This is a genomic window from Gammaproteobacteria bacterium, from assembly GCA_037388465.1.
GTDB lineage: Bacteria > Pseudomonadota > Gammaproteobacteria > SpSt-1174 > SpSt-1174 > JARRKE01.
In genome coordinates, this window is sequence record JARRKE010000037.1 from 1 (window position 1) to 23,543 (window position 23,543).

At 64.8% G+C, this 23,543-nt stretch carries 29 protein-coding genes and 2 pseudogenes; 18 read left to right on the top strand and 13 right to left on the bottom strand.

Annotated elements, in window-relative coordinates:
• Positions 1-215 (top strand): annotated as a pseudogene (locus tag P8Y64_08645) (RuBisCO large subunit C-terminal-like domain-containing protein).
• Here P8Y64_08645 and P8Y64_08650 read toward each other — a convergent pair.
• Positions 203-985, bottom strand: a pseudogene (locus tag P8Y64_08650) (RuBisCO large subunit C-terminal-like domain-containing protein). The pseudogenes P8Y64_08645 and P8Y64_08650 sit on opposite strands and share 13 nt — an antisense overlap.
• A gap of 126 nt (positions 986-1,111) precedes the next feature.
• Here P8Y64_08650 and P8Y64_08655 point away from each other — a divergent pair.
• Complete coding sequence (locus P8Y64_08655; GenBank protein ID MEJ2060538.1) at positions 1,112-2,014, top strand: LysR family transcriptional regulator; 903 nt, start codon at positions 1,112-1,114, stop codon at positions 2,012-2,014.
• Between the two features lie 218 nt (positions 2,015-2,232).
• Positions 2,233-2,973, top strand: coding sequence for an SDR family oxidoreductase (locus tag P8Y64_08660; protein MEJ2060539.1), 741 nt, complete (start codon positions 2,233-2,235; stop codon positions 2,971-2,973).
• On the opposite strand, the gene P8Y64_08665 is transcribed toward P8Y64_08660, so the two are convergent.
• Together P8Y64_08665 and P8Y64_08670 are read right to left on the bottom strand one after the other, a co-directional pair.
• Complete coding sequence (locus P8Y64_08665) at positions 2,927-3,865, bottom strand: LysR family transcriptional regulator (protein MEJ2060540.1); 939 nt, start codon at positions 3,863-3,865, stop codon at positions 2,927-2,929. The two genes, P8Y64_08660 and P8Y64_08665, sit on opposite strands and share 47 nt — an antisense overlap.
• 17 nt (positions 3,866-3,882) lie before the next feature.
• Complete coding sequence (locus P8Y64_08670; GenBank protein MEJ2060541.1) at positions 3,883-4,464, bottom strand: TetR family transcriptional regulator; 582 nt, start codon at positions 4,462-4,464, stop codon at positions 3,883-3,885.
• A 127-nt stretch (positions 4,465-4,591) separates the two neighbouring features.
• On the opposite strand from P8Y64_08670, the gene P8Y64_08675 reads away from it, so the two are divergent.
• Positions 4,592-5,239 carry a peroxiredoxin-like family protein gene (locus tag P8Y64_08675; protein MEJ2060542.1) on the top strand — a complete coding sequence of 216 codons (648 nt, stop codon included), beginning with the start codon at positions 4,592-4,594 and terminating at the stop codon, positions 5,237-5,239.
• A gap of 84 nt (positions 5,240-5,323) precedes the next feature.
• Here the strand turns inward: P8Y64_08675 and P8Y64_08680 are convergent, their stop codons facing one another.
• The 7 genes from P8Y64_08680 to P8Y64_08710 form a co-directional block, all read right to left on the bottom strand.
• Positions 5,324-5,701: a hypothetical protein gene (locus P8Y64_08680; GenBank protein MEJ2060543.1), complete on the bottom strand. Its 378-nt coding sequence runs from the start codon at positions 5,699-5,701 to the stop codon at positions 5,324-5,326.
• 8 nt (positions 5,702-5,709) lie between these two features.
• On the bottom strand, positions 5,710-5,970 hold the full coding sequence (locus P8Y64_08685) for a BolA/IbaG family iron-sulfur metabolism protein (protein MEJ2060544.1): 261 nt from the start codon (positions 5,968-5,970) through the stop codon (positions 5,710-5,712).
• Between the two features lie 41 nt (positions 5,971-6,011).
• A complete protein-coding gene (gene grxD, locus P8Y64_08690; protein MEJ2060545.1) occupies positions 6,012-6,326 on the bottom strand; it encodes a Grx4 family monothiol glutaredoxin in 315 nt (104 codons plus the stop codon).
• A 31-nt stretch (positions 6,327-6,357) separates the two neighbouring features.
• Positions 6,358-7,119 carry an ankyrin repeat domain-containing protein gene (locus P8Y64_08695; GenBank protein MEJ2060546.1) on the bottom strand — a complete coding sequence of 254 codons (762 nt, stop codon included), beginning with the start codon at positions 7,117-7,119 and terminating at the stop codon, positions 6,358-6,360.
• 166 nt (positions 7,120-7,285) lie between these two features.
• A complete protein-coding gene (locus tag P8Y64_08700; protein MEJ2060547.1) occupies positions 7,286-8,740 on the bottom strand; it encodes a nitroreductase family protein in 1,455 nt (484 codons plus the stop codon).
• A complete protein-coding gene (locus P8Y64_08705; protein MEJ2060548.1) occupies positions 8,737-9,003 on the bottom strand; it encodes a nitrogen fixation protein NifZ in 267 nt (88 codons plus the stop codon). The genes P8Y64_08700 and P8Y64_08705 overlap by 4 nt, the downstream gene beginning before the upstream one ends.
• Positions 8,994-9,221, bottom strand: coding sequence for a hypothetical protein (locus P8Y64_08710; GenBank protein MEJ2060549.1), 228 nt, complete (start codon positions 9,219-9,221; stop codon positions 8,994-8,996). Before P8Y64_08710 ends, P8Y64_08705 begins: the two co-directional genes overlap by 10 nt.
• On the opposite strand from P8Y64_08710, the gene P8Y64_08715 reads away from it, so the two are divergent.
• The 3 genes from P8Y64_08715 to nifS are packed head-to-tail and all read left to right on the top strand — an operon-like array spanning position 9,214 to position 11,683.
• Positions 9,214-9,537, top strand: a complete 324-nt coding sequence (locus tag P8Y64_08715) for an iron-sulfur cluster assembly accessory protein (protein MEJ2060550.1) — start codon at positions 9,214-9,216, stop codon at positions 9,535-9,537. The two genes, P8Y64_08710 and P8Y64_08715, sit on opposite strands and share 8 nt — an antisense overlap.
• 49 nt (positions 9,538-9,586) lie before the next feature.
• Entirely contained in the window at positions 9,587-10,471 is an 885-nt protein-coding gene (gene nifU, locus P8Y64_08720) for a Fe-S cluster assembly protein NifU (protein ID MEJ2060551.1), read from the top strand.
• Between the two features lie 3 nt (positions 10,472-10,474).
• On the top strand, positions 10,475-11,683 hold the full coding sequence (gene nifS / locus P8Y64_08725; GenBank protein ID MEJ2060552.1) for a cysteine desulfurase NifS: 1,209 nt from the start codon (positions 10,475-10,477) through the stop codon (positions 11,681-11,683).
• Between the two features lie 63 nt (positions 11,684-11,746).
• Here the strand turns inward: nifS and fabF are convergent, their stop codons facing one another.
• Complete coding sequence (gene fabF / locus P8Y64_08730) at positions 11,747-13,012, bottom strand: beta-ketoacyl-ACP synthase II (GenBank protein ID MEJ2060553.1); 1,266 nt, start codon at positions 13,010-13,012, stop codon at positions 11,747-11,749.
• A gap of 93 nt (positions 13,013-13,105) precedes the next feature.
• On the opposite strand from fabF, the gene P8Y64_08735 reads away from it, so the two are divergent.
• The 11 genes from P8Y64_08735 (at position 13,106) to P8Y64_08785 (ending at position 21,335) form a co-directional block, all read left to right on the top strand.
• Positions 13,106-13,756 (top strand): TetR/AcrR family transcriptional regulator, encoded by a 651-nt coding sequence (locus P8Y64_08735; protein MEJ2060554.1) that lies wholly within the window; start codon positions 13,106-13,108, stop codon positions 13,754-13,756.
• 255 nt (positions 13,757-14,011) lie between these two features.
• Positions 14,012-14,977 carry a hypothetical protein gene (locus P8Y64_08740; protein ID MEJ2060555.1) on the top strand — a complete coding sequence of 322 codons (966 nt, stop codon included), beginning with the start codon at positions 14,012-14,014 and terminating at the stop codon, positions 14,975-14,977.
• A 37-nt stretch (positions 14,978-15,014) separates the two neighbouring features.
• Positions 15,015-15,803 carry a serine O-acetyltransferase gene (gene cysE, locus P8Y64_08745; protein MEJ2060556.1) on the top strand — a complete coding sequence of 263 codons (789 nt, stop codon included), beginning with the start codon at positions 15,015-15,017 and terminating at the stop codon, positions 15,801-15,803.
• A 15-nt stretch (positions 15,804-15,818) separates the two neighbouring features.
• Complete coding sequence (locus P8Y64_08750) at positions 15,819-16,343, top strand: hypothetical protein (protein ID MEJ2060557.1); 525 nt, start codon at positions 15,819-15,821, stop codon at positions 16,341-16,343.
• 48 nt (positions 16,344-16,391) lie between these two features.
• The gene (locus tag P8Y64_08755; protein MEJ2060558.1) at positions 16,392-16,718 is read left to right on the top strand and encodes a nitrogenase-stabilizing/protective protein NifW; all 327 of its coding nucleotides are present in this window, start codon (positions 16,392-16,394) and stop codon (positions 16,716-16,718) included.
• 9 nt (positions 16,719-16,727) lie between these two features.
• Positions 16,728-17,198, top strand: a complete 471-nt coding sequence (locus P8Y64_08760) for a nitrogen fixation protein NifZ (GenBank protein MEJ2060559.1) — start codon at positions 16,728-16,730, stop codon at positions 17,196-17,198.
• Entirely contained in the window at positions 17,195-18,073 is an 879-nt protein-coding gene (gene nifM / locus P8Y64_08765) for a nitrogen fixation protein NifM (GenBank protein MEJ2060560.1), read from the top strand. The genes P8Y64_08760 and nifM overlap by 4 nt, the downstream gene beginning before the upstream one ends.
• Positions 18,070-19,353 (top strand): ATP-dependent Clp protease ATP-binding subunit ClpX, encoded by a 1,284-nt coding sequence (gene clpX, locus P8Y64_08770; protein ID MEJ2060561.1) that lies wholly within the window; start codon positions 18,070-18,072, stop codon positions 19,351-19,353. Before nifM ends, clpX begins: the two co-directional genes overlap by 4 nt.
• Positions 19,354-19,557: 204 nt before the next feature.
• Positions 19,558-20,127: a YfaZ family outer membrane protein gene (locus P8Y64_08775; protein MEJ2060562.1), complete on the top strand. Its 570-nt coding sequence runs from the start codon at positions 19,558-19,560 to the stop codon at positions 20,125-20,127.
• A gap of 23 nt (positions 20,128-20,150) precedes the next feature.
• Entirely contained in the window at positions 20,151-20,561 is a 411-nt protein-coding gene (locus P8Y64_08780) for a MazG nucleotide pyrophosphohydrolase domain-containing protein (protein ID MEJ2060563.1), read from the top strand.
• Between the two features lie 45 nt (positions 20,562-20,606).
• The gene (locus P8Y64_08785; GenBank protein MEJ2060564.1) at positions 20,607-21,335 is read left to right on the top strand and encodes an FAD-binding oxidoreductase; all 729 of its coding nucleotides are present in this window, start codon (positions 20,607-20,609) and stop codon (positions 21,333-21,335) included.
• A 22-nt stretch (positions 21,336-21,357) separates the two neighbouring features.
• Here the strand turns inward: P8Y64_08785 and nadC are convergent, their stop codons facing one another.
• Together nadC and P8Y64_08795 are read right to left on the bottom strand one after the other, a co-directional pair.
• Positions 21,358-22,203 carry a carboxylating nicotinate-nucleotide diphosphorylase gene (gene nadC, locus P8Y64_08790; GenBank protein ID MEJ2060565.1) on the bottom strand — a complete coding sequence of 282 codons (846 nt, stop codon included), beginning with the start codon at positions 22,201-22,203 and terminating at the stop codon, positions 21,358-21,360.
• Positions 22,200-23,537 (bottom strand): sodium:alanine symporter family protein, encoded by a 1,338-nt coding sequence (locus P8Y64_08795; protein MEJ2060566.1) that lies wholly within the window; start codon positions 23,535-23,537, stop codon positions 22,200-22,202. The genes nadC and P8Y64_08795 overlap by 4 nt, the downstream gene beginning before the upstream one ends.
• Positions 23,538-23,543 lie beyond the last annotated feature (6 nt).

The window sequence follows — 23,543 nt, forward strand, 5'->3', positions numbered from 1 at the left end:
GCGCCCGCGCCGACTTCGCGCTGGAGACCTTCGGTCCCGACGCCGACAAGCTGGCCTTCCTGGTCGACGGCTACGTGGGTGGCCCCGGCATGGTGACCACCGCGCGCCGTCAGTATCCGGGCCAGTACCTGCACTACCACCGCGCCGGCCACGGTGCCGTGACCTCCCCCAGCTCCAAGCGCGGCTACACCGCCTTCGTGCTGGCCAGCTTGTCGGCGTCGGGACCGAAGGTCTCCAGCGCGAAGTCGGCGCGGGCGCACATCTCGAAGTGGTCGTCGGCGGTGATGTTCAGGGAGAACAGCTTGGCTTCGCCGGTCTCGTCCTGGGCGCGCTTCAGGGAGTCATACACCAGCGGCAGGGTCTTCTTGATCGGCGCGAACACCTGGTTGCCCTGGGGCTCGTCGTTCTTGATGAAGTCGCCGCCCAGCCAGAACTCGTAGGCAGCCTTGGCGAAGGGCTCGGGGCGCAGGCCCAGTTTGGGCTTGATGATGGTGCCGGAAATATAACCGCCATTTTCGACCGGACGGCCCAGGATGCGCCACAGGTCGGAGATGTCCTTGGCCGGACCGTCGAACATCTGGATGGCGCGCTCGGGCACGTAGAAGTCGATCATCTTGGCGTATTCCACGTCGCCCATGCCCTGGTTGTTGCCGATGGTCAGGGTCAGGAACGACACCATCATGAAACGGCCGTCGGTGACGTTGCGATCGAACAGCTCCAGCGGATAAGCGATGCGCATATCCTCCTTGGCCGGGTCGATGTGATACACCAGCGCGTCCACGCCCTTGGTGAAGTCGTCGGTGGTGCTGACCTCGACGTTGGTGCCGGTGGAGGATTCGGCCGCGAAGTGGGCCGCGGTGGCGAGGTAGTCGTAACCCGCCTTGGGCTTCATGGTGTAGGCCACCAGGATGTGCTTGCCGCCGGCGATGAGTTCGGCTTCCGTGAGATCGAGATTCGCGTAGCGGCTGGATTGATCGTTTGCCATGTTGCTTCTCCGAATGTAATGACTGGGCGCCAGGAGCGCCTGGTTGTCTGAATTCGGAAGGCACTATAAATCCTATGGTCTATAAGATATATTCAATATTTATTAGACAACGTCAAAGTATTTCTGATGATTAAGCCGACCCTGCGTCAGCTCGAAATCCTCGAGGCGGTGGAGCGCTGCGGCAGCTTCTCCCGCGCCAGCACCGAGGTCCACCTCACCCAGCCTGCTGTCTCCATGCAAATCAAGCAGTTGGAGGAGGCGCTCGGAATGCCTCTGTTCGAGCACATCGGCAAGCGCATCGTGCTGACCGAGGCCGGACGGGAGACCCTGGGCACCGCTCAGGCCATCGGCCGTGAGCTGGCCAACCTGGAACAGACGCTCGCCGACCTGCAGGGGCTGAAGGGTGGCGCCCTGACGGTCTCGGCGGCCAGTACCGCGAGCGTTTTCGCGGCCCGGATGATGGCGCTGTTCCGGGCCCAGTATCCGGATGTGCAGCTCAGCCTCAATGTGGTCAACCGCGAGACCCTGCTGCGCCACCTCAGCGAGAACAGCGTCGACCTGGTGCTCATGGGGACGCCCCCGGAAGGGCTGCACCTGAGCGCCCGGCCCGTCATGGACAACCCCCTGGTGGTCATCGCCGCCACCAGCCACTCGCTGGCGGGCGTCAGCGACATCCCGCTCACCCGCCTGCTCGAGGAGCCGATGGTCGGCCGCGAGCAGGGCTCCGGCACGCGCAGCGCGATGGAAAACTTCTTTGCCGAGCACGGCCTGCATTTCCAGGCGGCCATGGAAATGAACAAGAACGAGGCGATCAAGCAGGCAGTGGAGGCAGGTCTGGGCGTAGGGGTGGTGTCTTTGCACACCATCCAGGCGGAACTGGCGTCCGGGCAACTGTGCGTGCTGGACGTCAAGGGCTTCCCGCTGAAGCGGCAGTGGTATCTGGTGCAGAGGGAAGGCAAGCGCCTCAGTCCGGCGGCGCAGGCGTTCGTGCAGCTGGTGTTGAAGGAGGCTACCCGGGAATCGCGCTAGCGTGACCGGCTCGAAGTGCCGGAATGCCCGGTGCCCCCTAGACACCCGCGCCGGACTGTGTCCAGGTATTTGATTGCTTAATTCATCACGGCTGCTCGATCCATCGGGATATCCGATTTCAGTATCCGTAATTTCCCGTTTCCCATGTTTGTGTATCTGCGCAACGATTCATCCGCGCCGCATGGCGTTTATATCCATAGAACACTGGCGGAGACGATATGAATCTGAATAACGCTTTGGCCGATCAGCGGGTATTGGTTGTGGGCGGCAGCTCGGGCATGGGGTTGGCGCTTGCGGAACAACTGCTGGCCGACGGTGCGGAAGTGACGATTGCAGGGCGATCGGAAAGGCGCCTGTCCGACGTGCGGCAGCGACTCTCGAACCCCGAACATTTGCAGACGATTGCAGCCGATGTCACGCGGGAAGGCGATGTCGTACAGCTGTTTAAAACGACGGGCCCGCTGGATCATGTCGTGACGACCGCGGCGGACATCGCCGGTGCCTATGAGTTGCTGCCGTCGTTGGAGATGTCCGCGATACAGCGCGTGATCGATTCCAAGCTGATAGGGCCGTTGCTGCTCGCCAAGCATGGCGCGCCGGTACTCAAGTCCGGCGGCTCGATCACCTTTACGTCCGGCATCGCGGCCTACCGGCCCGCGCCGCGCGGGGCGGCCGTTGCCGCCGTCAACGGGGCATTGGCTTCTTTGGCCTACGCGCTCGCTGTCGAACTCGGTCCGCTGCGCGTCAATGTGCTCTCCCCCGGATGGGTGGATACACCGATCTGGACGCATGTTGCCGGCGACGCCAAGGCGGCGACGCTGGCGGGTATGGCGGAACGACTGCCGGTGGGACGGATTGGACGACCGGGCGATGTGGCGCAAGCGATCAAAAGCCTGATGCTTAACGGTTACATCACAGGGACAGTGCTTCATGTCGACGGCGGTCAGCGACTGGTGTAACGGCGTCCAGGTCGTGCTGTGCCAACGCGATAAAAAGCGCCAGGGCAGGGTGCTGAACATCCGATTCACGCCACAGCATGGTGATGGGGACCGACGCATGATCCCCCGCCCAGGACAGGGCGATCACCCGGCCGGCATCGATGGCGTCGGCTGCGGCGATATAGGGCACGAGTGCGCAACCGACACCGGCCTCCACGAGGCCATGTATTGCCGCGATGCTGCCGAGCTCCCCGGCGATGCGTGGTCTGCTGCCCCCGTTTGCCGGAAAAGCCTGTTCGAACAAGCGCCGATAAACGCAGCCGGGCTCCGTTACCAGAAACGGCGTCCGCTTCAGGTCATCCGGCCCGACCGGTTTTCCGCCCGCAAGCGGGTGATCGGGCGGGACGATGGTCACCAGCGCTTCCCGGGCGACCTGTGCACTTTGCAGGTTCGGTTCGCCTGCCGAACTTCCCAGGATAAAACAAACATCCATATCCCCGGTCTTGACGGCGTTGCGTAACGCGGCGCTGTTTGCGGACCTCACTGAAACATCCACCTCGGGATATTGCGAACAGAAGTCCGCGATCAACGCAGGCAGGCGGGTGGCGCATATCGTTTCCAATCCACCGACGGTGAGACGGCCTGCAACCGTTTGACCGGCTTCGGCGACGGCGGAACGGGCCTCCTCGGCGAAGGCGAGCAGCTTCTCGGCATAGTCGAACAGCCTGTGCCCGGCATACGTTAACTTGAGTTCACGGCGCGAACGGTCGAAAAGAGGCGTTCCGAGATCGGCCTCCAACGCCTGAATCTGTTCCGACACGCTCGATTGGGCGAGATGAACTTGCTCGGCCGCACGGGTGAAGTTCAGCGTGGTGGCAACCGCCACAAAGGTTTTGAGATGTCGAAGCTGCATGGCCTGTCGGCGTATGGTTAATCGAGAACGCTCAGCAACTGGGTCACGATGGCTTGTGCGCGTTTCTGCGTGGGCGCGGTACCGGTCAGTACCCGCAGGCCCCAGAGGGTGGTCATCAGAAAGGCTGCCAGCGCGGCCGGGTCCTTGTCGGGTGCAAGTTCCCCTTTTGCCTGGGCGGCCTCCAGGGAGTCGCGGAACAGTCCCTCGATTGTGCCGAGATGACGGTTCACCCGTTCCTGCACGGCCGGATTCTGGCGTGACAGCTCCAGCACGGTATTGACCAGCAGGCAGCTGCGCCGGGCTCCGGGGTGCTCGACTTCCTCGGCCAACTGCCGGAAGTAGCCGCGGAGGCCCGCCAATGGCGAGGCGGCTTCGGCCAGGGCCTTTTTAACCCTGGCCGCGCTCTGCGTCGCGTAATGGTCGAGACTGGCGAGGAACAGGCCTTCCTTGGACTGGAAGGCGGCGTACAGGCTGCCCGGTTTGAGGTGTGTCGCCTCGACCAGGTCGGCCATACTGGTAGCGCAATAACCCTGATCCCAGAAGGCCTGCATTGCCTTTTCCAGGACTTCGCTGCGTTCGAATTGAGCGGGTCTGGCCATGAAATCTCCTCGCTGTTCGATCTAGTATATGGTTTTTGAGCGATTGCTCAAAATAATTCTTGAACGATCATTCCAGGTGATCCAGTATTATTGAGTGTTCGTTCAATTACTAACGGGAGCAAGAGCGATGGGTAATCTGAAAAACGAGATCGATGCCTATAACACGGCTAAAAAGGAACGGCTGCCGGCCGAGATCCTGGCGGTCATGGACCAGGCAACAGAGGACCTGAAGGCCTCGGGTATTGAGGACCGCGCGTTGAGGGCGGGCGATACCATGCCCGACTTCGAGCTGCCCAACCAGCACGGTAAGGTACGGCGGATGTGGGACTTTCTGGTCGAATCGCCGGTCGTGCTGAACGTTTACCGGGGCGGCTGGTGTCCCTACTGCAACATGGAAATGAAGGCCCTGCACGATGCGTTGCCGGAGATCGAGGCGCATGGTGCGCGCCTGGTCGGCATGGCGCCGGAAACGCCTGACCATGCTGCTGCCACCGCTGAGCGGTACGACATCGCGATCGACATCCTGAGCGATGCGGGCAACCAGGTCGCCGAACGATTGGGGCTGGTGTTCGAAATTCCCCAGGCCCTGCGTCCCATATATGAAAAGATCGGTGCCGATATTCAAGCCTACAACGGCGACGACAGCTTCAAGCTGCCCGTCCCCGCAACCTACATCATCGGCCAGGACGGGAAGGTTATTTACGATTTCGTCAACGCGGATTACACCCAGCGTCTGGAACCCGCTGATATCGTTGCAAGGCTCGCCGTGCGCTGAAGCGCGGCAACAGGGACTACCCCGGCGAAGATGAAGAAGCGTCCTGTCTGGCAGGGCGCTTTTTCGTTTCTGCATAGGGGATATTCATGCGGCCTGACCAAACAAGCCTTGGCGCAAAAAGGCCTTGAAGCGCTTCATCGCCGGTTTGGGGATTGCGTCCTCGGCATGCAGACGCAGCTGGTGAATGGTCTCGAGTACCGTGGCGTCGGGCTGCAGGCGCGCAGTCTCGACGATGCGGTGCACGGAGGCGTCGAACAGATGGGCACGCCTGTGTTTGACCGCATCGTAAACGGCCATGCCCGCGGCTTTTTCGGCGGGCGACATCTTGCACTTGTTGTCGAGAACCTTCAGCGCGACGGCGGTGATGCAGTCAACCTGTTCGGGGCTGAAGTCAGCATTGTTCGCCCATAACGTGGCCGGGTGCAGGCCGGAGGTGATGAACCGTGATGCGGAGGCAGGCATGTTGTCCGTCAGAGCCGGATCTGTACCAGGCCGCTCTGCGCCGACTGTTCGGCCGGGGTGCGGGCCTTCACGGACAGGGCATGCAATTTCCCGCTGGCCAGTTCCTCGTTGAACAGGGCCAGGATAGGGCGTTGGCGTTCCAGGGTGTTTTTGCCGGCGAAGTCTTCGCTGATGACGTACAGCTCGAAGCTGCAGTCCTCGCCCGCCACGTCGATGACGGCGCCCGGATGCAATGCGCCGACCCGCGCGATGATTTCGTCTTCGGTCATGGTCTGATTTCCGTCCTGTCGGTTCCGGGCGCCGTTGGCGTTCAGGCGGTGGCGGCCTGCAGCATCGGCACCAGTTCGCCGCTCGCCAGCAGTTCCTCGACGATGTCGCTGCCGCCGACGATCTCGCCGTTGATGAACAGCTGCGGGTAGGTCGGCCAGTTGGATACAGCGGGCAGTTTTTCGGCAATGAACGGGGCCTGCAGGATGTCCACGTAGGCGAAGTCGATGCCGGTGGAGCGCAGCGCGGCCGCCGCCTTGGCCGAGAAGCCGCAGCGCGGTTCGGCGGGCGTGCCCTTCATGTACAGGATGATGGGGTTTTCCGCCAACTGCATTTTGATCTTCTCTTCGGTATTCATGTCGCGTTCCTCATGTATTGCATTGCGTTGATCAGGCCGCCGCGTAGTGCGGGCGCAGGTATTTCAGCACCGGCAGCGTCGCGGCGCTGTCCAGGGCGTTGAAGCCGTCCAGGGTGGTCGGGTCCAGGTCGGCGCCGGCGTCCACCAGTATTTTCACGACGTCGAACTTGCCCGCCGATGCGGCGTAGATGAGGCAGGTCGCGCCGTTGACGTTCTGGTTGTCGAGATGAGTGCCGTGCCCGATCAGTGCGTGGATCAGACCGGTGTTCGCGCTGAAGCAGGCGAACCACAGGGCGTTGTTGCCGTCGTCGTTGACCAGGTTGGGTTCGGCCCCGGCCTGCAGCAGTTCCAGGGCGATGTCGTGGTGGCCCTGCGCGGCGGCCGTCATGAGCATGGACATGCCGTTGTCGATCAGGCTGTTCAGGTTGCCGGCGTCGAACCCGAGCGCTTCGGCCCAGCCGCTGACCCCGGCCGAAAGCTGCGCAGTCCGCTGCATCCGGAATGCCTCCCAGGCCTGCCAGCCGCCCTCCAGGTTGTACACCCGTTTGAAGCCGAGTCCGGCGAGGAAGATCGCGAGCTCACGGCTGCTGTTGCCGTGGTAGCAGTAGATCAGCACCGGCGGGTTCTGGTTGCGCTTGCGGATCAGGGCGGCGATCACCGCCTCGTCGGCGGGCTGTGCACCTTCGATATGCGCGCGGGCGAAGCTCGCCGGATCGCGCACGTCCAGGACGACGGTGTCCGGCTGGGCGAGCAGCGCCGGAACCTCGTGGGCGAGCAGGTTGTGGTAGGGCATGGGTCGATATGCGGTTTTTGTCTTACCACGGCTTTGCAATCGATATGCCAGGGAGGGCGATGCCTGGTATGTGCTTGTTTTTGCTGAGATTGACGGTTATGGCGAGGGGCGGAGGTTTTGTGGGGGATGCGACAATCGCGCGGGAATTGTCGACGATCGGGTTGCGTTACGGGGCGCGACGCTGTGCCGGCAGGTGATGGTAAGGCGGCAGGGTGATGAGGCGGTCGTCGGTGAGCGGGTGGCCGACCGCGAAGTGGTAGAGGCTCTGCAGGCGTTCGTCCTGGATGCCGAGGATTTCGTGAAACAGGTCGTCGAAGAAACAGCCGATGCCGGTGCCGCGCAGGCCGTGAGCCTCGGCGTCCAGATACAGCACCTGTCCCAGCATCCCGGCCTCCCAGTACAGATGGCGGTAGGACCACGGCGCGGCGCTCACCTGACCCTCGAGCTCGGCGAGCATGCCCAGGCTGAAGGCGGCGTTTCCGGCGATGTCCTGATGGCAGGAGACGGTACGCGCAGCGTTGCGGGCATCGGCGCGCAGCAGGTGGAACAGGGGCAGATGTTCGGGGCAGTCCTCAGTCTTTTGCCACAGGAACTCGTCGCGCATGGCTTCGCGCAACAGGGCGAGCGCATCGGGACGCCGCGGCAAGGCGTAAAGCCCGGGCGCCAGGCCGTCCACCCGATGCACGAACAGCACCGGGTGGATGCGCGGCAGGTGATGCAGTGCGTCCCAGGGCGCGACGCCGGGACGCGGCAGCAGGCGGTCCAGCATGCTGAAGAGGATGTCGGCGCTGATGACGCCGCTGCCGTCGTAGGCCTGGGTGCTGCGCCGCCGGCGGATCAACTGCGCGGCCGGTTCTTCCGTTTGAGTGGTTTCAATCGGCGGCGATGCCGGAGGCGTCCAGGCCGTCTCATCGGTCGGCGGCTTGCGGGTGGCCGCGGCCACTTCGTCGATGGCGGGCCATTCGTAGAGATGTCGCCGGTCCAGGACATTGGCTTGGCCTTGCCAGTGGGCATCGCCCGCATAGCGCACCGCGGCGATGGCGTGGCCGGCGTCGAGCTGGCAGTAGCGGAATGCGCGTTCGCCGTATTTCCACGCCTCGCGCCAATGGATCGAGGACAGCCCTACCAGAAAATGCCCGTCACCCAGCGCCTTGGCGAGTGCGGCGGCTTGGTGGTCGAGCGGGCAGCGCGTTTCGAAGCCGTGTTCGTGGCTGGCGTAGTGGTGTACGCCGGCCGTGATGCCGGCAAGTCCGGGCAGTACGGCATAGCCCTCGGTGGGATGCAGGTTGCCGCTGGATGGGTTGCAGCGCAGCGCCCAGCGGGTGCCGCCGTACTGTTTCCAGGCGGCGAGCCCCAGGGACAGCTCGAACAGGACGGCGATCGATTGCAGCGTCAGTGCCGCCGGCGGTACCGCGTGCGGGCGGTACAGGTCGGCATAGGACGTCGTTATCGTATCGGCAGCCAGGGGCAGTGGCACGAGCGGCGCGCCCTCGAAACGCCGGAAGGGATCGGGCTGGGCATCCCAGTCGAGCGTTTCCGGCCCGGCGGCGTAGCGGTCCAGCCGATGCTTGGTGCGGACATGATAGCCGCGCACGGCGTTCGCGTTGCCGGCGTCGCTCACGGGGCGATGGTCGCCGGGTCGTCGGTCAGCTCCTCGGGCAGGCAGCCGACCGGCATGCCTAGGTTCTTTTGTTCGTCCTCGAAACGCACCAGGTAGATGGTCTCGTTCGGGTCCTCTTCCGGATGGCCGATGTTGATGAGCACGCCGCGCGTGCCCGGCCTGGCCAGCAGCGCTTCACCCTCCATGCCCGGCACGCCGCCGTCGTTGTGCAGGGTGGTGGCGGCGTAGATCACGTCGCCCGGTTGCAGGTCGTTCAATGCCATGTGGCGTCTCCTGTGTCGCTGCGGCGCGGGTCTGTCGTAAACCCTACAAACATCGCGCTTGGTGTGATTGCCGACAGTTGTCCGCCGCGCCGCGTTTGAAAAAAGTGCTTTAAAAACAGGCTCATGCTTAAGCGCTTCGGGTATGGCATGCGCTTTGCACTGACCTTGGCAACACCATCATGCAAAGCACTTGCCATGGAGATTGCGCCGATGATCACGCTAACCGACAGCGCCGTTAAGGCGGTCAGCCGTTTCATCCAGGGTTCCGAGACACCGATTGCCGGGCTGCGCGTCAGCGTCAGCGGCGGTGGCTGCTCGGGTTTCCAGTATGGCCTCAGCCTCGAGGCGAGCGCCAACGCCGACGATACCGTGATCGAGTGCGGCGAGGTCAAGGTGTTCGTCGATCCGGCCAGCGCACCGATGCTGGCGGGTGTGAATGTGGATTTCGTGGACAGCGTCGAAGGGGCCGGCTTCAAGTTCGAGAACCCGAACGCCAAGGCCGCCTGCGGCTGCGGCAATTCGTTCTCGGCCTGAGCCGGGCTCTTCGCGCAAGCGTAAACAGCAGACAGACAGGGGAGCGGCCATGTGGGACTACTCGGAAAAGGTTAAGGATCATTTTTTCAATCCGAAGAACGCCGGCGCGGTCACGGAGGCCAACGCCATCGGCGAAGTGGGATCGATCAGCTGCGGTGACGCGCTGCGCCTGACGTTGAAGGTGGATCCGGCGACGGAAACCATTCTGGATGCGGGCTTCCAGACCTTCGGCTGCGGTTCGGCCATCGCCTCGTCCTCGGCGCTGACCGAGATCATCAAGGGTATGAGCCTGGACGACGCCCTGAAGGTCAGCAACCAGGATATCGCCGACTTTCTCGACGGCCTGCCGCCGGAGAAGATGCACTGCTCGGTGATGGGACGCGAGGCCCTGCAGGCGGCGGTGGCCGACTACCGCGGTGAGGAGTGGCAGGACGATCACGAGGAAGGCGCGTTGATCTGCAAGTGCTTCGCCATCGACGCGGTGATGATCGAGGAGACGATCCGCGCCAACAACCTGAGCACCGTCGAAGAGGTCACCAACTACACCAAGGCGGGCGGCGGCTGCGCCTCCTGCCACGAGGGGATCGAGGAGATCCTGGGCAAGGTGCTGGCCGAGCGCGGCGACACCTTCGAGCCCGAACCGGTGAAGCCGGCCGCGGCCGCGGGTGGCATGACCAACCTGCAGCGTATCCGCCGCATCGAGACGGTGATCGCCTCCATACGCCCGCAGCTGCAGGCCGACCACGGCGACGTGGAGCTGGTGGACGTGGACGGCAGCACCGTGTACGTGAACATGACCGGCGCCTGCTCGGGCTGCCAGATGGCCGCTGTGACTCTGGGCGGCATCCAGCAGCGCCTGATGGAGGACCTGGGCGAATTCATCAAGGTCGTGCCGGCCAGCCAGATGCCGCAGGCCGCGCGCGCGGGGGGCTGAACCATGGGCGATATCTACCTGGACAACAACGCCACCACCATGGTGGACCCCGCGGTGGTGGAGGCCATGCTGCCGTTCTTCACCGAGCAGTTCGGCAACCCGTCCTCGCTGCACAGCTTCGGCAATCAGGTGGGCCGCGCGGTCAAGCAGGCGCGCCGCCAGGTGCAGGCGCTGCTCGGCGCCGAGCACGACTCGGAGATCATTTTCACGTCCTGCGGCACGGAGTCGGATTCGACGGCCATTCTTTCGGCGCTCAAGGCGCAGCCGGAGCGGCGCGAGATCATCACCACCACGGTGGAACACCCGGCGGTGCTGACCCTGTGCGAATACCTGGAAAAGGAAGGCTACACCGTGCATCGCCTCGGCGTGGACAAGCGCGGCCGCTTGGATCTGGAGGAATACCGCAGCCTGCTCTCCGACCAGGTGGCCATCGTGTCGGTGATGTGGGCCAACAACGAAACCGGCACGCTGTTCCCGGTGGAGCAGATGGCCGCCATGGCCAACGCCGCCGGCGTCATGTTCCACACCGACGCCGTGCAGGCGGTGGGCAAGGTGCCGATCGATCTCAAGAACACCGCCATCGACATGCTGTCGCTGTCCGGGCACAAGCTGCATGCGCCCAAGGGCATCGGCGTGCTGTATCTGCGGCGCGGCACGCGTTTCCGCCCGCTGCTGCGCGGCGGGCACCAGGAGCGCGGACGCCGGGCCGGCACCGAGAACGCGGCCTCCATCGTCGCGCTGGGCAAGGCGGCGGAGATGGCCATGCAGCACATGCCGTTCGAAAACACCGACGTGCGCGCCATGCGCGACCGGCTGGAGCAGGGCATTCTGGCGGTGGTTCCCAACGCCTTCGTGACCGGCGATCCGGACAACCGCCTGCCGAACACGGCCAATATCGCCTTCGAGTACATCGAGGGGGAGGCCATCCTGCTGCTGCTCAACAAGGCGGGGATCGCCGCCTCCAGCGGTTCGGCCTGCACCTCCGGTTCCCTGGAGCCGTCGCACGTGATGCGCGCCATGGACATTCCCTACACCGCCGCCCACGGCACCGTGCGTTTCTCGTTCTCGCGTTACAACACCATGGAAGAGGTCGAGCGTGTCATCGAGGCCGTGCCGCCGATCGTCGCGCAGCTGCGCAAGCTTTCGCCCTACTGGGCGGACGGTGCGCCGGTGAAGGATCCGGAAAAGGCGTTTGCGCCGACTTACGCCTGAGGATTTTCAACGATTCCTGAGCAAGCCCTTTGCGCGCCTTTCGGCGCGCATTTTTTTAGGGCCTTAGATTTTGCTGACGATCAGCGAGGCGTTGACGCCGCCGAAGCCGAATCCATTGCACAGGGCGTGCTGGATGGCCTGCTCGCGTGCGTGGATGGGGACCAGGTCCAGGTCCGCCATGCTCTCGTCCGCGTTGTGCAGGTTCAGGGTCGGCGGCAGCCGGCCCTCCATCACCGCCAGGGCGGAAAAAATGCTTTCGATGCCGCCCGCGGCGCCCAGCAGGTGTCCGGTGGCGGACTTGGTGGACGAGACGGGGATGCTCGGGAGCTGTTCCGCGAAGAGGTTTCTGAGGGATGCGATCTCGGCGCGGTCGCCGACCGGTGTGGAGGTCGCGTGCGCGTTGATATAGCCGATGTCGGCGGGCTCCAGCCCGGCCATGCCCAGTGCGGCGCGCATGGCGGCCGCGGCGCCCGAGCCGTCTTCCGGCCCGGCAGTGATGTGATAGGCGTCGGCGCTGGTGCCGTAGCCGCTGACCACGGCCAGCGGGGTGGCGCCGCGCGCTTCGGCGTGTTCCAGGGTCTCGATCACCATCAGGCCGGCGCCTTCACCCATGATGAAGCCGTCGCGATCCCGGTCGAAGGGACGGGATGCCTCGGCCGGGGCGTCGTTGCGCGTCGAAAGGGCCTTCATGGCGTGGAAGGAGGCCAGCGACAGGGGGTCGACGCAGGCTTCCGCGCCGCCGACCAGGGCGATCTCGGCCTCGCCGCTGCGGATCATGCGCATGCCGTCGCCGATGGCCTGGATGCCCGCGGCGCAGGCCGTCACCGGACAGCCCAGCGGTCCCTTGAAGCCGTGGCGGATGGAGATGTTGCCGGCCGCCAGGTTGGCGAGAAACGCGGGTACGACGAACGGCGACAGCCGCTTGTAACCCTTGGTTTCCAGCGTCTTGTGGGCCTGGGTGATGGTGGGGAAGCCGCCGATGCCGGTGGCGATGACGGTCGCCGTCGAACGTTGCTCGGCCTCCGTTTGCGGGGTCCAGTTCGCCTGTTTCAGGGCCTCCTGGGCCGCGCCCAGGGCATACAGGGTGAACAGCCCCAGTTTCTTGAGTTCCTTGTGCTCGATCACGGTGGCGGGATCGAGCCCGGCCGTCGGGTCCTGCTCCCGGTCGGGCACCAGGCCCGCGATCTGTATGGGAAATTCCTCGACATCGAAGCGATCGATGTTGCGGACGCCGGAACGGCCCTCCAGCAGACGCTGCCAAACGGTCTCAACGCCGCATCCCAGCGGACTGACAATGCCCATCCCTGTGATGACGATGGGTGAATTCATAACTTCTCCAGCATAAATCGATGGAAGAAACCTTATCCCGGCATAATATATGATCAAGATAATATTGTTGGCTGGAAGTCGCAGGAGAGAACGATGCCTTACTCCAAAGATCACAAGTCCCGATCCAAAGAGCGCATACTGCAGGCCGCTACCGAGCTGTTCTGCCGTTACGGTTTCGACAAGGTATCCATCAGCCAGATCATGAAGCTGGCGCGCATGACGCACGGGGCGTTCTATGCGCATTTCGAGTCCAAGGAGGCGCTCTACAACGAGTCGCTGCTCGAAACCTTCCGCCGCAGCCGGCTGGCGCGCCTGACCAAGGGGCCTTTTTCCGTCAAGCAGCTGACCGCCCTGGTCACCGACTATCTGAATCTGCGCGAGCTGAAGGAAAAGAGCGGGCCCGGTCCGGAATCCATTCTGTTCAACGAGGTCGGCAGCGACCGTATTGAAATCAAGCGCTTGTACGAAGAGGCCTACGAGCGGATGCGGAAGATGGTGGAGACGCGCATCACCGCCCTCGGTCGCCTCAAAAAGCTGCCCTTCGCGACGGACAAGGAGGCCGTAGCGGAAAAATCGCGCACCATCCTGGCATCCCTGGTCGGGGCGGTGGTCATCGCCAGGAGCCTGCCGCGGGAAGAGGAGCAGAGCCAGATTCTGGTGGCGGCCCAGAAGCAGATCATCAGCATGCTCGGGGCGGACGAGCACGAGCTCGATGACCAGGACACGGCGGGGCAGACCTCCTGACGCGCAGCCCCCGCACCCGATAAGCCTGTGCGCGCCGCCCGGCGCGCATCGCCCCCTCGCTCCCGCCACCCCCGGCGGGATTTTTCTGCCCGCATCGCTTTGTCGGGTTTGCGACAAGGACTCCCCGTTTGTCGCCTAACGGCGCCTGTCCGGCGTACCTGTTTATAACTAACCAACTGTTTTAAAAGGAGATTCGTGGCTGGCACGCGCGTTGCACCTGTATAGCCAGGGACAACGCTGCACGGGAGCCAAAACATGTCCACCACCGGGCGAAGCATCGTGATCGACGACACCACCCTGCGCGACGGCGAGCAGTCGGCCGGGGTGGCGTTTTCGCCCGAGGAAAAGCTGGATATCGCCCGCCGGCTCGACGCCCTGGGCGTGCCGGAACTGGAGATCGGCATCCCCGCCATGGGGGAGGCCGAACGCGACGGCATCCGTGCCGTGGCCGATCTGGGCCTGGATGCGCGCCTGCTGGTGTGGTGCCGCATGCGCCGCGACGACCTGCAGGCCTGCATCGGGCTGGGCGTGCACATGGTGGACCTGTCCATCCCCGTCTCCGATCAGCAGGTCCGCAACAAGCTGGGCCGGGACCGGCGCTTCGTGCTGAACGCCGTCAGCCGCCACGTCACGCAGGCGCTGGATATGGGGCTGGACGTCTGCGTCGGCGGCGAGGATGCCTCGCGCGCCGATCCCGATTTCGTCCTGCAGGTGGCGGAAGCGGCGCAGGCCGCCGGCGCCCGGCGCTTTCGTTTCGCCGACACCGTCGGCGTGATGGAGCCGTTCGGCGTGCTGGAACGGATGCGCAGGCTGCGCGCCGGCGTGGATCTGGAACTCGAAATGCACGCCCACGATGACATGGGACTGGCCACCGCCAATTCCCTGGCCGCCGCCGTCGGCGGCGCCACTCATATCAACACCACGGTCAACGGCCTGGGCGAGCGCGCCGGCAACGCACCGCTGGAAGAGGTGGTGCTCGCCCTGCAGCAACTCTACGGCTTCGCGGTGGATGTGGACCTGCACGATTTTCCCGCGCGCCGCGCCATGCTCAAGGCCTACGCCGACCTCGGCATCGAATTGAGCCTGGAGCAGGCGGGCATGCTGCTGGATCAGGTCAAGGCGCTGGTGGCGAGCACCAAGCGGCCGCCGCGCATCCGGGATCTGCGCAGGCTGTATCTGGAACTGCAACAGGGGCAGGACCCCGTGGCCGCCTGCGGTTGAGGCGGGCGGCATCGATGACGGATCAGGAGACGAACCGATGACCGACACACAGGTAAAGCAGCCGATGCCGCGTCTGGGGTTGCTGGCCCAGTTCCGCGAGGACATCGGTTGCGTGTTCGAACGCGACCCCGCGGCGCGCAGCCGCGTGGAGGTGCTGACCACCTATCCCGGTGTGCACGCCATCCTCTGGCACCGCGTTTCCCATCGCCTGTGGCAGCGCGGCTGGCGCTATGCCGCGCGTCTGCTGGCGTTCGTCGCCCGCACCCTGAGCAACGTGGACATCCACCCCGGCGCCACCATCGGCCGGCGCTTTTTCATCGACCACGGCTCCGGCGTCGTGATCGGCGAGACCGCCGAGATCGGCGATGACGTGACCCTGTACCACGGCGTGACCCTGGGCGGCACCAGCTGGAACAAGGGCAAGCGCCATCCGACCTTGTGCGACGGGGTGATGGTGGGGGCCGGCGCCAAGATACTCGGCCCCATCACGGTCGGCCCGGGTGCGCGCGTGGGCGCCAACTCGGTGGTGGTCAAGGACGTGCCGCCCGGACGCACGGTGGTGGGCATCCCCGGCAAGGTGGTCCACCTGCGCGAGGCCGGCGAGGTCAATCCCTACGGCATCGACCTCAACCATCACCTGATTCCGGATCCGGTGGGCAAGGCCATCAGTTGCCTGATGGAACGCCTGACCCAGTTGGAAGAGCGCCTGGTATCCGCCGAACGCGAAGAGGTTGGTACCACCGCTTCAGACGACGATTGCGAGACCTGCGAATCGCAGGACGTATGCGAGCCGGAGCGCGTCGGTCTCGGGTCGTCGACCCGTTAAACAGGGAGAATCGATATGGACTTGCTGGATTTCGACAACGCGAACCTCTACTTCGACGAGCCGATGGCTGACGAAGTGCAGGTGCTGCTGAACAAGGCGGCCGAGGTCTACGCCGACGGCGATGCCGAACGGCATCTGCTGCGGGCGTATTTCCTGGCGCCGCAGAACCTGTCCGTGCTGGTGGCGTTGTACCGCTTCTACTACTACCAGCACCGCCTGAGCGAGGCGCTGGTCGTGGCCATGCACGCCCTCGACGCGAGCGGCGGGCGCCTCGGCCTGCCCGACGAGTGGCAGCGCCTGGACGATATGTGCATCGGTTTCGCGGCGTCCCAGTCGATGGGGCTGCTGCGCTTCTACCTGCTGGCCCTGAAGGGGGCCGGCTATCTCAACCTGCGTGCCGGCGACCTGGAAACGGGGCGGTGCATGCTGGCCAAGATTCTCGAGGTCGACCCCAAGGATCAGATGGGGGCGGGCGTGCTGCTGGGCGTGGTCGAGCAAATGGAAGTGCGCGGCGTGGAACCGGAGCGGGCGAGCGCCTGACGCCGTGATCCCGACCTCAACCAATACATACAGCCGAGGAACCGCGTCATGAACGATGAGCTGACTCTGGACGAAGAGCTGGAAGAGCTGAGCAGTGCCGAGGACTTCCTGCAGTATTTCGATATCGAATACGAACCGGCCGTGGTGCACGTCAACCGCCTGCATATCCTGCAGCGTTTCCACGATTACCTGAATCAGTCGGAGACCCTGCTGCCGGAAGCGGAAGAGGCGCGCCGGGGCGTGTACCGGCGCCTGCTGCAGCGCGCGTATCAGGACTTCGTCGAATCCAGCGCGCTGGAGGAGAAGGTATTCAAGGTGTTCCACATGCACGAACCCCAGGAGACCTTCGTGTCGCTGGAGTCCCTGCTTAAATAAGGCCCTCCCATGCGACCGAGGTTCGACTACGGCGATGAGGTGCGGGTAACCCGCAACGTGCGCAACGACGGCACCTATCCGGGCATGGATATCGGCGCGCCGCTGGTGCGCCGGGGCAGCGTCGGCTACGTGCAGAACGTCGGCACCTATCTGCAGGACCAGATCATCTATTCCGTGCACTTCCTCGAGGCCGACCGCCTGGTCGGCTGCCGCGAGGAGGAATTGATCTCGATGGATGAGACCTGGGTGCCGACGCGTTTCGAGTTCCGCGACAAGGTCGCCGCTGCACGCCCCCTGGGAATCGGCGGCGAGGTGGTCGCTGAGCCGGGCGCCGTGGGCGAGGTGATCCGGGTGCTGCGCGACGCGCCAGGCGGTCCGGCCTACCACGTGCACTTTCCGGGGCGGACCCTGCAGGTGCCGGAGGAGGCTCTCACCGAAGTGCCCAAGGATAGCCCGGACGCGGCGGAGGATGAGGCATGAATACGCTGATGCGTTCGACCCCGTCCGGAGAGGCGCAGGAGCTGGCCTATTACCGGCTGCGCGCGGCGCTGGATCAGTTCGGGCAGAGTCCGGCCGCGCTGGGCGCCGAGCAGCGGGCGCAGGCGGATCAGCGGGCGCATCAGGAGTACGCCCTGGAGCAGCAGGTGCTGTCGGCCCCCGAGGCCTGCGACGTCGTGATCGCCGACCATATGGTGACGCAGGCGCAGGAGACGGTGCGCAGCCGCTATCCCAGCGAGGATGCTTTCAATGCCGACCTCGAGCGTAACAACCTGAGCCAGGAGACGCTGTGGCTCGCCCTGCAGCGGGAGCTGACGGTGGAGGCCGTGCTGGACAAGGTCGGCGCCCGCGCCGCGCAGGTGAACGACCTGGAAGTGAAGCTCTACTACTACCTGCACCTCGAGCGTTTCGTGCAGCCGGAAACGCGCACGTTGCGTCACGTTCTCATTACCGTCAACGAGCAGTTTCCCGAAAACCATCCGGCCGAGGCGCGGGCGCGTATCGAAAGCATCGCCGCGCGCGTGCGCCGCAAGCCGCATCGCTTCGGCGAGCAGGCCGGCAAGCATTCCGAATGTCCCACCGCGCTGCAGGAAGGGCTGCTCGGCCGGCTGCCCCGCGGCCAGTTGTATCCGGAACTGGACGAGGTCGCCTTCGGCATGGCCGAGGGCGAGATCAGTGCCGTGGTGGAGTCGCCCATCGGTTTGCACTTGCTGTATTGCGAACAGGTACATCCGGCAGGTCCGGTGTCGCTGGCGGAGGCGCGGCCGCGCATACACGAGCGGCTTCAGGCGCGCCAGCGCCGGCTGTGCATTCGCAACTGGCTCAGGAATCTGTCTGACGGAGAGGAAAAGCCATGACCGAGCGTTCCGTGCATTGTTCCTTTTGCGGCATCGAGCAGACCCCGGAGATTCCGCTGATCGCAGGCGCCGACGGCCACATCTGCGAGGACTGCGTGCGCCTGGCCTACCAGGTGGTGAGCAGTTGGGGACGCAAGCGCGCCCTGGCGGAACTGCACGGACCGCCGCCGGTGCCCGGGGAGATCAAGGCGAAACTGGACGAGTACGTGATCGGGCAGGATCTCGCCAAGGAGATACTGTCGGTGGCGGTCTACAACCACTACAAGCGGCTGCGCTGCGAAAGCGCCAGCGCGCCTTCGCTGGACGGCGAACAGGACGTGGAGCTGGGCAAATCCAACATCCTGCTGCTCGGTCCCTCCGGCAGCGGCAAGACCCTGCTGGCCAGCACCCTGGCGCGTATCGTCGGCGTGCCCTTCGTGGTGGCCGACGCCACTACCCTGACCCAGGCCGGCTACGTTGGCGACGACGTGGAGACCATTCTGGCACGTCTGCTGGATACGGCTGACGGTAACGTCGGGCGTGCGGAGTGGGGCATCGTCTACGTGGATGAGATCGACAAGCTGGCGCGCAGCCCCGAGGCGGCGACCGGCATACGCGACGTGTCGGGCGAAGGCGTTCAGCAGGCGTTGCTCAAGCTGGTGGAGGGCAGCCAAGTGAAGGTGCCGGTGAAGGGACGCCGGCGCGAAGGCGGCGACGAGGTCACCATGGACACGCGCAATATCCTGTTCATCGTGGGCGGCGCCTTTTCGGGTCTGGAGGAGGTGGCCATGCAGCGGCTCGCCCCCAAGGCGGCGGCCATCGGTTTTCATGCCGAGGTCGACGGCCAGACCGAGCAGCCGGATAGCGAATCCCTGCTGGCGGAGATACAGCCCGAGGACCTGCGGCGTTTCGGCCTGATCCCCGAGTTCATCGGCCGTTTCCCCGTGCACGCCGCGCTGGCGCCGCTGGACGAGGATGCCTTGGTCCGCATCCTCACCGGTCCGCGCAACGCGCTTACCCGCCAGTACCGCAAGCTGCTGGCACTGGATGGCGTGGAACTGGAATTCACCGAGGACGCGCTGTCCGCCATCGCCCGCGAGGCCCTGAGCCGGGGTACCGGCGCCCGCGGTCTGCGCGGCGTGCTCGAGCGCATCCTGCGCCCGGTGATGTTCGAGGCGCCTTCGCATGCGGACAAGACGCATTGCGTGGTGGACGAGCAGGCCGTGACGGGCGAGCGGCCGGCCTGCATTACCGGCGGCGAATCCGCGGGCGTCGTGCGCGAGGCCAGCGCCTCCGGCTGAGGACGGCCGTCAGTCCCTTTCATTCCCCCTGTCCCGGACCCCGCGGGCGCCGACAAGGGTGCCCGCGGAGTGTTGCGTGGACGCAAAAATATCTACAGGTAGTGGTCTTTCCCACCTGTGTCCACAATATGTTCGTGCTACACTCTGCCGCACCATCGCGGTGACAGCGCCGCGACGACCGAATCACCCGTGGAGGAGGGCGCTATGCGCAAGCTCGTTCGAATTGGACTGATGTTGCTGTGCTGCACCGCAACCACCGCGCAGGCCGCCGGTGTCGACCTGTCGCTGGGTTCGAAGACGGCACAGTTCAATTTCAATACCGACTCCAGCTCGCTGGGGTATGGCGGCGCCGACATCTCCTTCGGCGCCTTCTACAACACGGACAAGGATCTGGTCGGCAGCGTCGGCGCCATGGTCAGCGGCGCGCCGGCAGGCACCCGCCCGTTCAGTTTCGGCGTGGGCGCGAAGATCTATGTGGCCTCGCTGGATAAACCCAACAAGGACGTGCAGGCCATCAGCATCGGCGGGCAGGTCGCCTACCATATTCCCGGTAACATTCCGATGGCGGTGGTGGTGCGCGGCTTTTACGCACCGGAGGTGACGACCTTCGGCGACGGCAAGGATTACCTGGACCTGTTCCCCCACTTCTCGGTCGAGTTCCTGCCGGGGACCTCGGCCTTTGTCGGTTACCGGTACATGCGCACCCATATCAAGCATGCCGATGACTACAAGATGGCCGACGAGGCGGTGGTCGGGGTCAAGCTCACCTTCTGAGCGAAAAGCTAAGGCCAAGGCGCATGCCTGAACCTGGTTTGCTGGAAGAGGTCCCGCTCGAGGACGATCCGCTTGAAGTGGCGTGGCGGCTGCAGGCGCGGGCCGCGACCGTGGGCTTCGACTGGCCGGAATGCGGCCCGGTGTTCGACAAGATCGTCGAGGAGATCGCCGAGCTGCGTGACGAGGTCGAGGCCGGCGACAGCCGGGAGCACATGCTGGCCGAACTGGGCGATCTGTTGTTCGCGGTCGTCAATCTGGCCCGCCATCTGAACCTCGATCCCGAACAGGCCCTGCAGCGAACCAATCAGAAATTCGTGTCGCGTTTCGCATGCATGGAATCGCTGGCGGCTCAGGCGGGGCAGGTCTTCGCCGATCTGTCGTTGGACGAGCAGGAAGCGCTCTGGCGGGCGGCCAAATTGCAGTTATCGAAATAAACGATGTAACCGTTGGGACGTCCCGTTCCCGTATAATCACGCAGTATGAATCATCCCAAGCCCTTACCCGCGGACGCCTTCCGCGTGCCCGTCATTTCCGTTACCCAGGAAACCTCCAGTATCAAATCCTTTTTGCTGGACGTGAGCCAGGTGCCGTTCAGTTACACGGCGGGTCAATGGATCGATCTGTACGTCGAGATCGACGGTCGCTACGAGGTGGGCGGCTATTCGCTGACCTCGTCGCCGCTGACCGAAGGCCGGGTCCAGCTCGCCATCAAGGCGGCGCGCGATCACCACGTCACCCGCTACATGCACGAGGAAGCACAGCCCGGCAGCGAGGTGTTTATCTCGAACGGGCAGGGCGGGTTCTGTTTCGAGCGTGGCATGTCGGATGCCCTGGTGCTGCTCGGCGCCGGTATCGGCGTGACGCCGCTGATCAGCATCCTGCGTTATGTGGCGCAGGCGGCGCGGGAGGTGGATACCACCCTGGTCTACAGCGTTTCCTCGCCGGACGAGATCCTGTTTCGCGACGAGCTCGACAATCTGCGCCATACGCACCCGAACATCCGCTGCGTGTATACCGTTACGCAGCCGCACAGCAGCTGGGCGGGCAACATGCGGCGCATCGACCAGCGCATGCTGGAGGAACTCGAGCTGCCGCGCGAGGCGCTGTATTACTACTGCGGTTCGCGCAGCTTCATCGAGGACATGACGGTGGAACTGCGCGACATGGGTGTCGCGGAATCCCATCTGCGTTACGAGAAGTGGTGGTAAGCTCGGGCCTGGCGCGGCTGGTTCAGCCCGCCGCCTCGAAGCGCATGGAAAGGTCGACCGCCCGCACGTTCTTGGTCAGCGCGCCGACCGAGATGTAGTCCACCCCGGTATCCGCCACCGCGCGCAGGCGCTCCATACCCATCCCGCCCGAGGCCTCGAGCTTTTTGCGCCCCGCCGTTCGCTTCGCCGCCGCACGCATGTCGTGCAGTTCGAAGTCGTCCAGCATGATCACGTCCGCACTGGTTTCCAACGCCTCGTCGACCTCGGCCAGGTTTTCGGTTTCCACCTCGATCATCACCTCGGGATGCAGCGCGCGCGCCCTGGCGACCGCGGCCGTAATCGAGCCGGCTGCCGCGATGTGGTTTTCCTTGATCAGGATGGCATCGAACAGCCCCATGCGGTGGTTGTGTCCGCCGCCGCAGGCCACGGCGTATTTCTGCGCGCGGCGCAGGCCGGGCAGGGTCTTGCGTGTGTCCAGCAGGCGGCAGGCCGTGCCGTTCAGCCGGCTGACGTATTCGTGGGTGGTGGTGGCCGTGCCCGACAGGGTTTGCAGGAAATTCAGCGCCGCCCGTTCGCCGCTCAGCAGGCCGCGGCTGGGACCGTGCAGGCGGCACAGGACCGTGCCGGGTTCGACGGCTTCGCCCTCCGGTACCAGCCATTCGATTTCGATGCGCGCGTCCAGGGCGGCGAAGACCGCATTGAACCAGGGCTGGCCGCAGATCACCGCCCGCTCGCGCGACACGACATGGGCGTCGCTGACGGCATCGGCGTCGATCAGCTCTGCAGTGAGGTCGCCGGTGCCGACGTCCTCTTCCAGGGCGCGCCGGACGTCCTCGCCGATGTGCAGCTGTTCCGGCGTGATGGTCACGGGTGGCGCAGACCTTCGCGGGTCATCCTGAAGACCACCGGACTGAGCGCGAGCAGGGCGATGAGGTTGGGCAGCGCCATCAGTGCGTTGAGCACGTCGGCCAGCAGCCAGACGAAGTTGAGTTTGAGCACCGCACCGACGGGGATCGCCAGTATCCACAGAATGCGATAGGGCAGGATCACGCGCACCCCCAGCAGGTATTCCGCGCAGCGCTCGCCGTAGTAGCTCCAGCCCAGCAGGGTGGTGAAGGCGAACAGGATCAGGCCGATGCTGACGATGAACTCGCCGAAGCCCGGCAGGCCCTGGTTGAAGGCGGTGGCGGACAGTGCGGCGCCGTTCTCGCCGCCGGTCCAGGCGCCGGTGATGACGATCACCAGGGCGGTCATGGTGCAGATGACGATGGTGTCGATGAAGGTGCCGAGCATGCCGATGGTGCCCTGGCGGATCGGGTCGTCGGTGCTGGCGGCGGCGTGCGCGATCGGCGCCGAGCCGAGTCCCGCCTCGTTGGAGAAGATGCCGCGCGCCACGCCCATACGAATGGCCACCATCACGGTGGCGCCCGCGAAGCCGCCGCCCGCGGCCGTGCCCGTGAAGGCGTCGCTGAGGATCAGACGGATGGCCTCGGGCACCGCCTGCAGGTTGGCGAGAATGATGATCAGCGCGCCGGCGACGTACACCAGCGCCATGAAGGGCACCAGCTTGTCGGCGACCTGCGCGATGCGGCGGATGCCGCCCAGGATGACCATGGCGGCGATGGCCGCGATGACCAGGCCGGTCACCATGTGCGGTACGTGAAAGGTGCTGTTCACCGCGTCGGCGACGGAATTGGCCTGCACGGTGTTGCCGATGCCGAAGGCGGCCAGGGCCCCGAACAGCGCGAACAGAAAACCGAGCCAGCGCCAGCGGTGGCCCATGCCGTTCTTGATGTAGTACATCGGCCCGCCGACGTGATTGCCGATTTCGTCGGTTTCGCGGTATTTGACCGCCAGCAGGGCCTCGGAATACTTGGTGGCCATGCCGAACAGGGCGGTGATCCACATCCAGAACACGGCGCCGGGGCCGCCGATGAAGATGGCCGTCGCCACGCCGGCGATGTTGCCGGTGCCCACCGTGGCCGAGAGGGCGGTCATCAGCGCCTGGAAGGGCGTGATGTCGCCTTCGCCCTTGGCGTGGCGGCCGCGCCACAGCAGCAGAAAGCCGATGCGGATGCGTCGCCAGGGCATGGCGCGCAGGCCGATGGTCAGGTAGACCCCGCAGCCCAGCAACAGGATCAACAGCAGTTTGCCCCAGAGAAAATCGCTGGTCTGACTCAGCAGTGCGTGGATGGTTTGCATTATTGT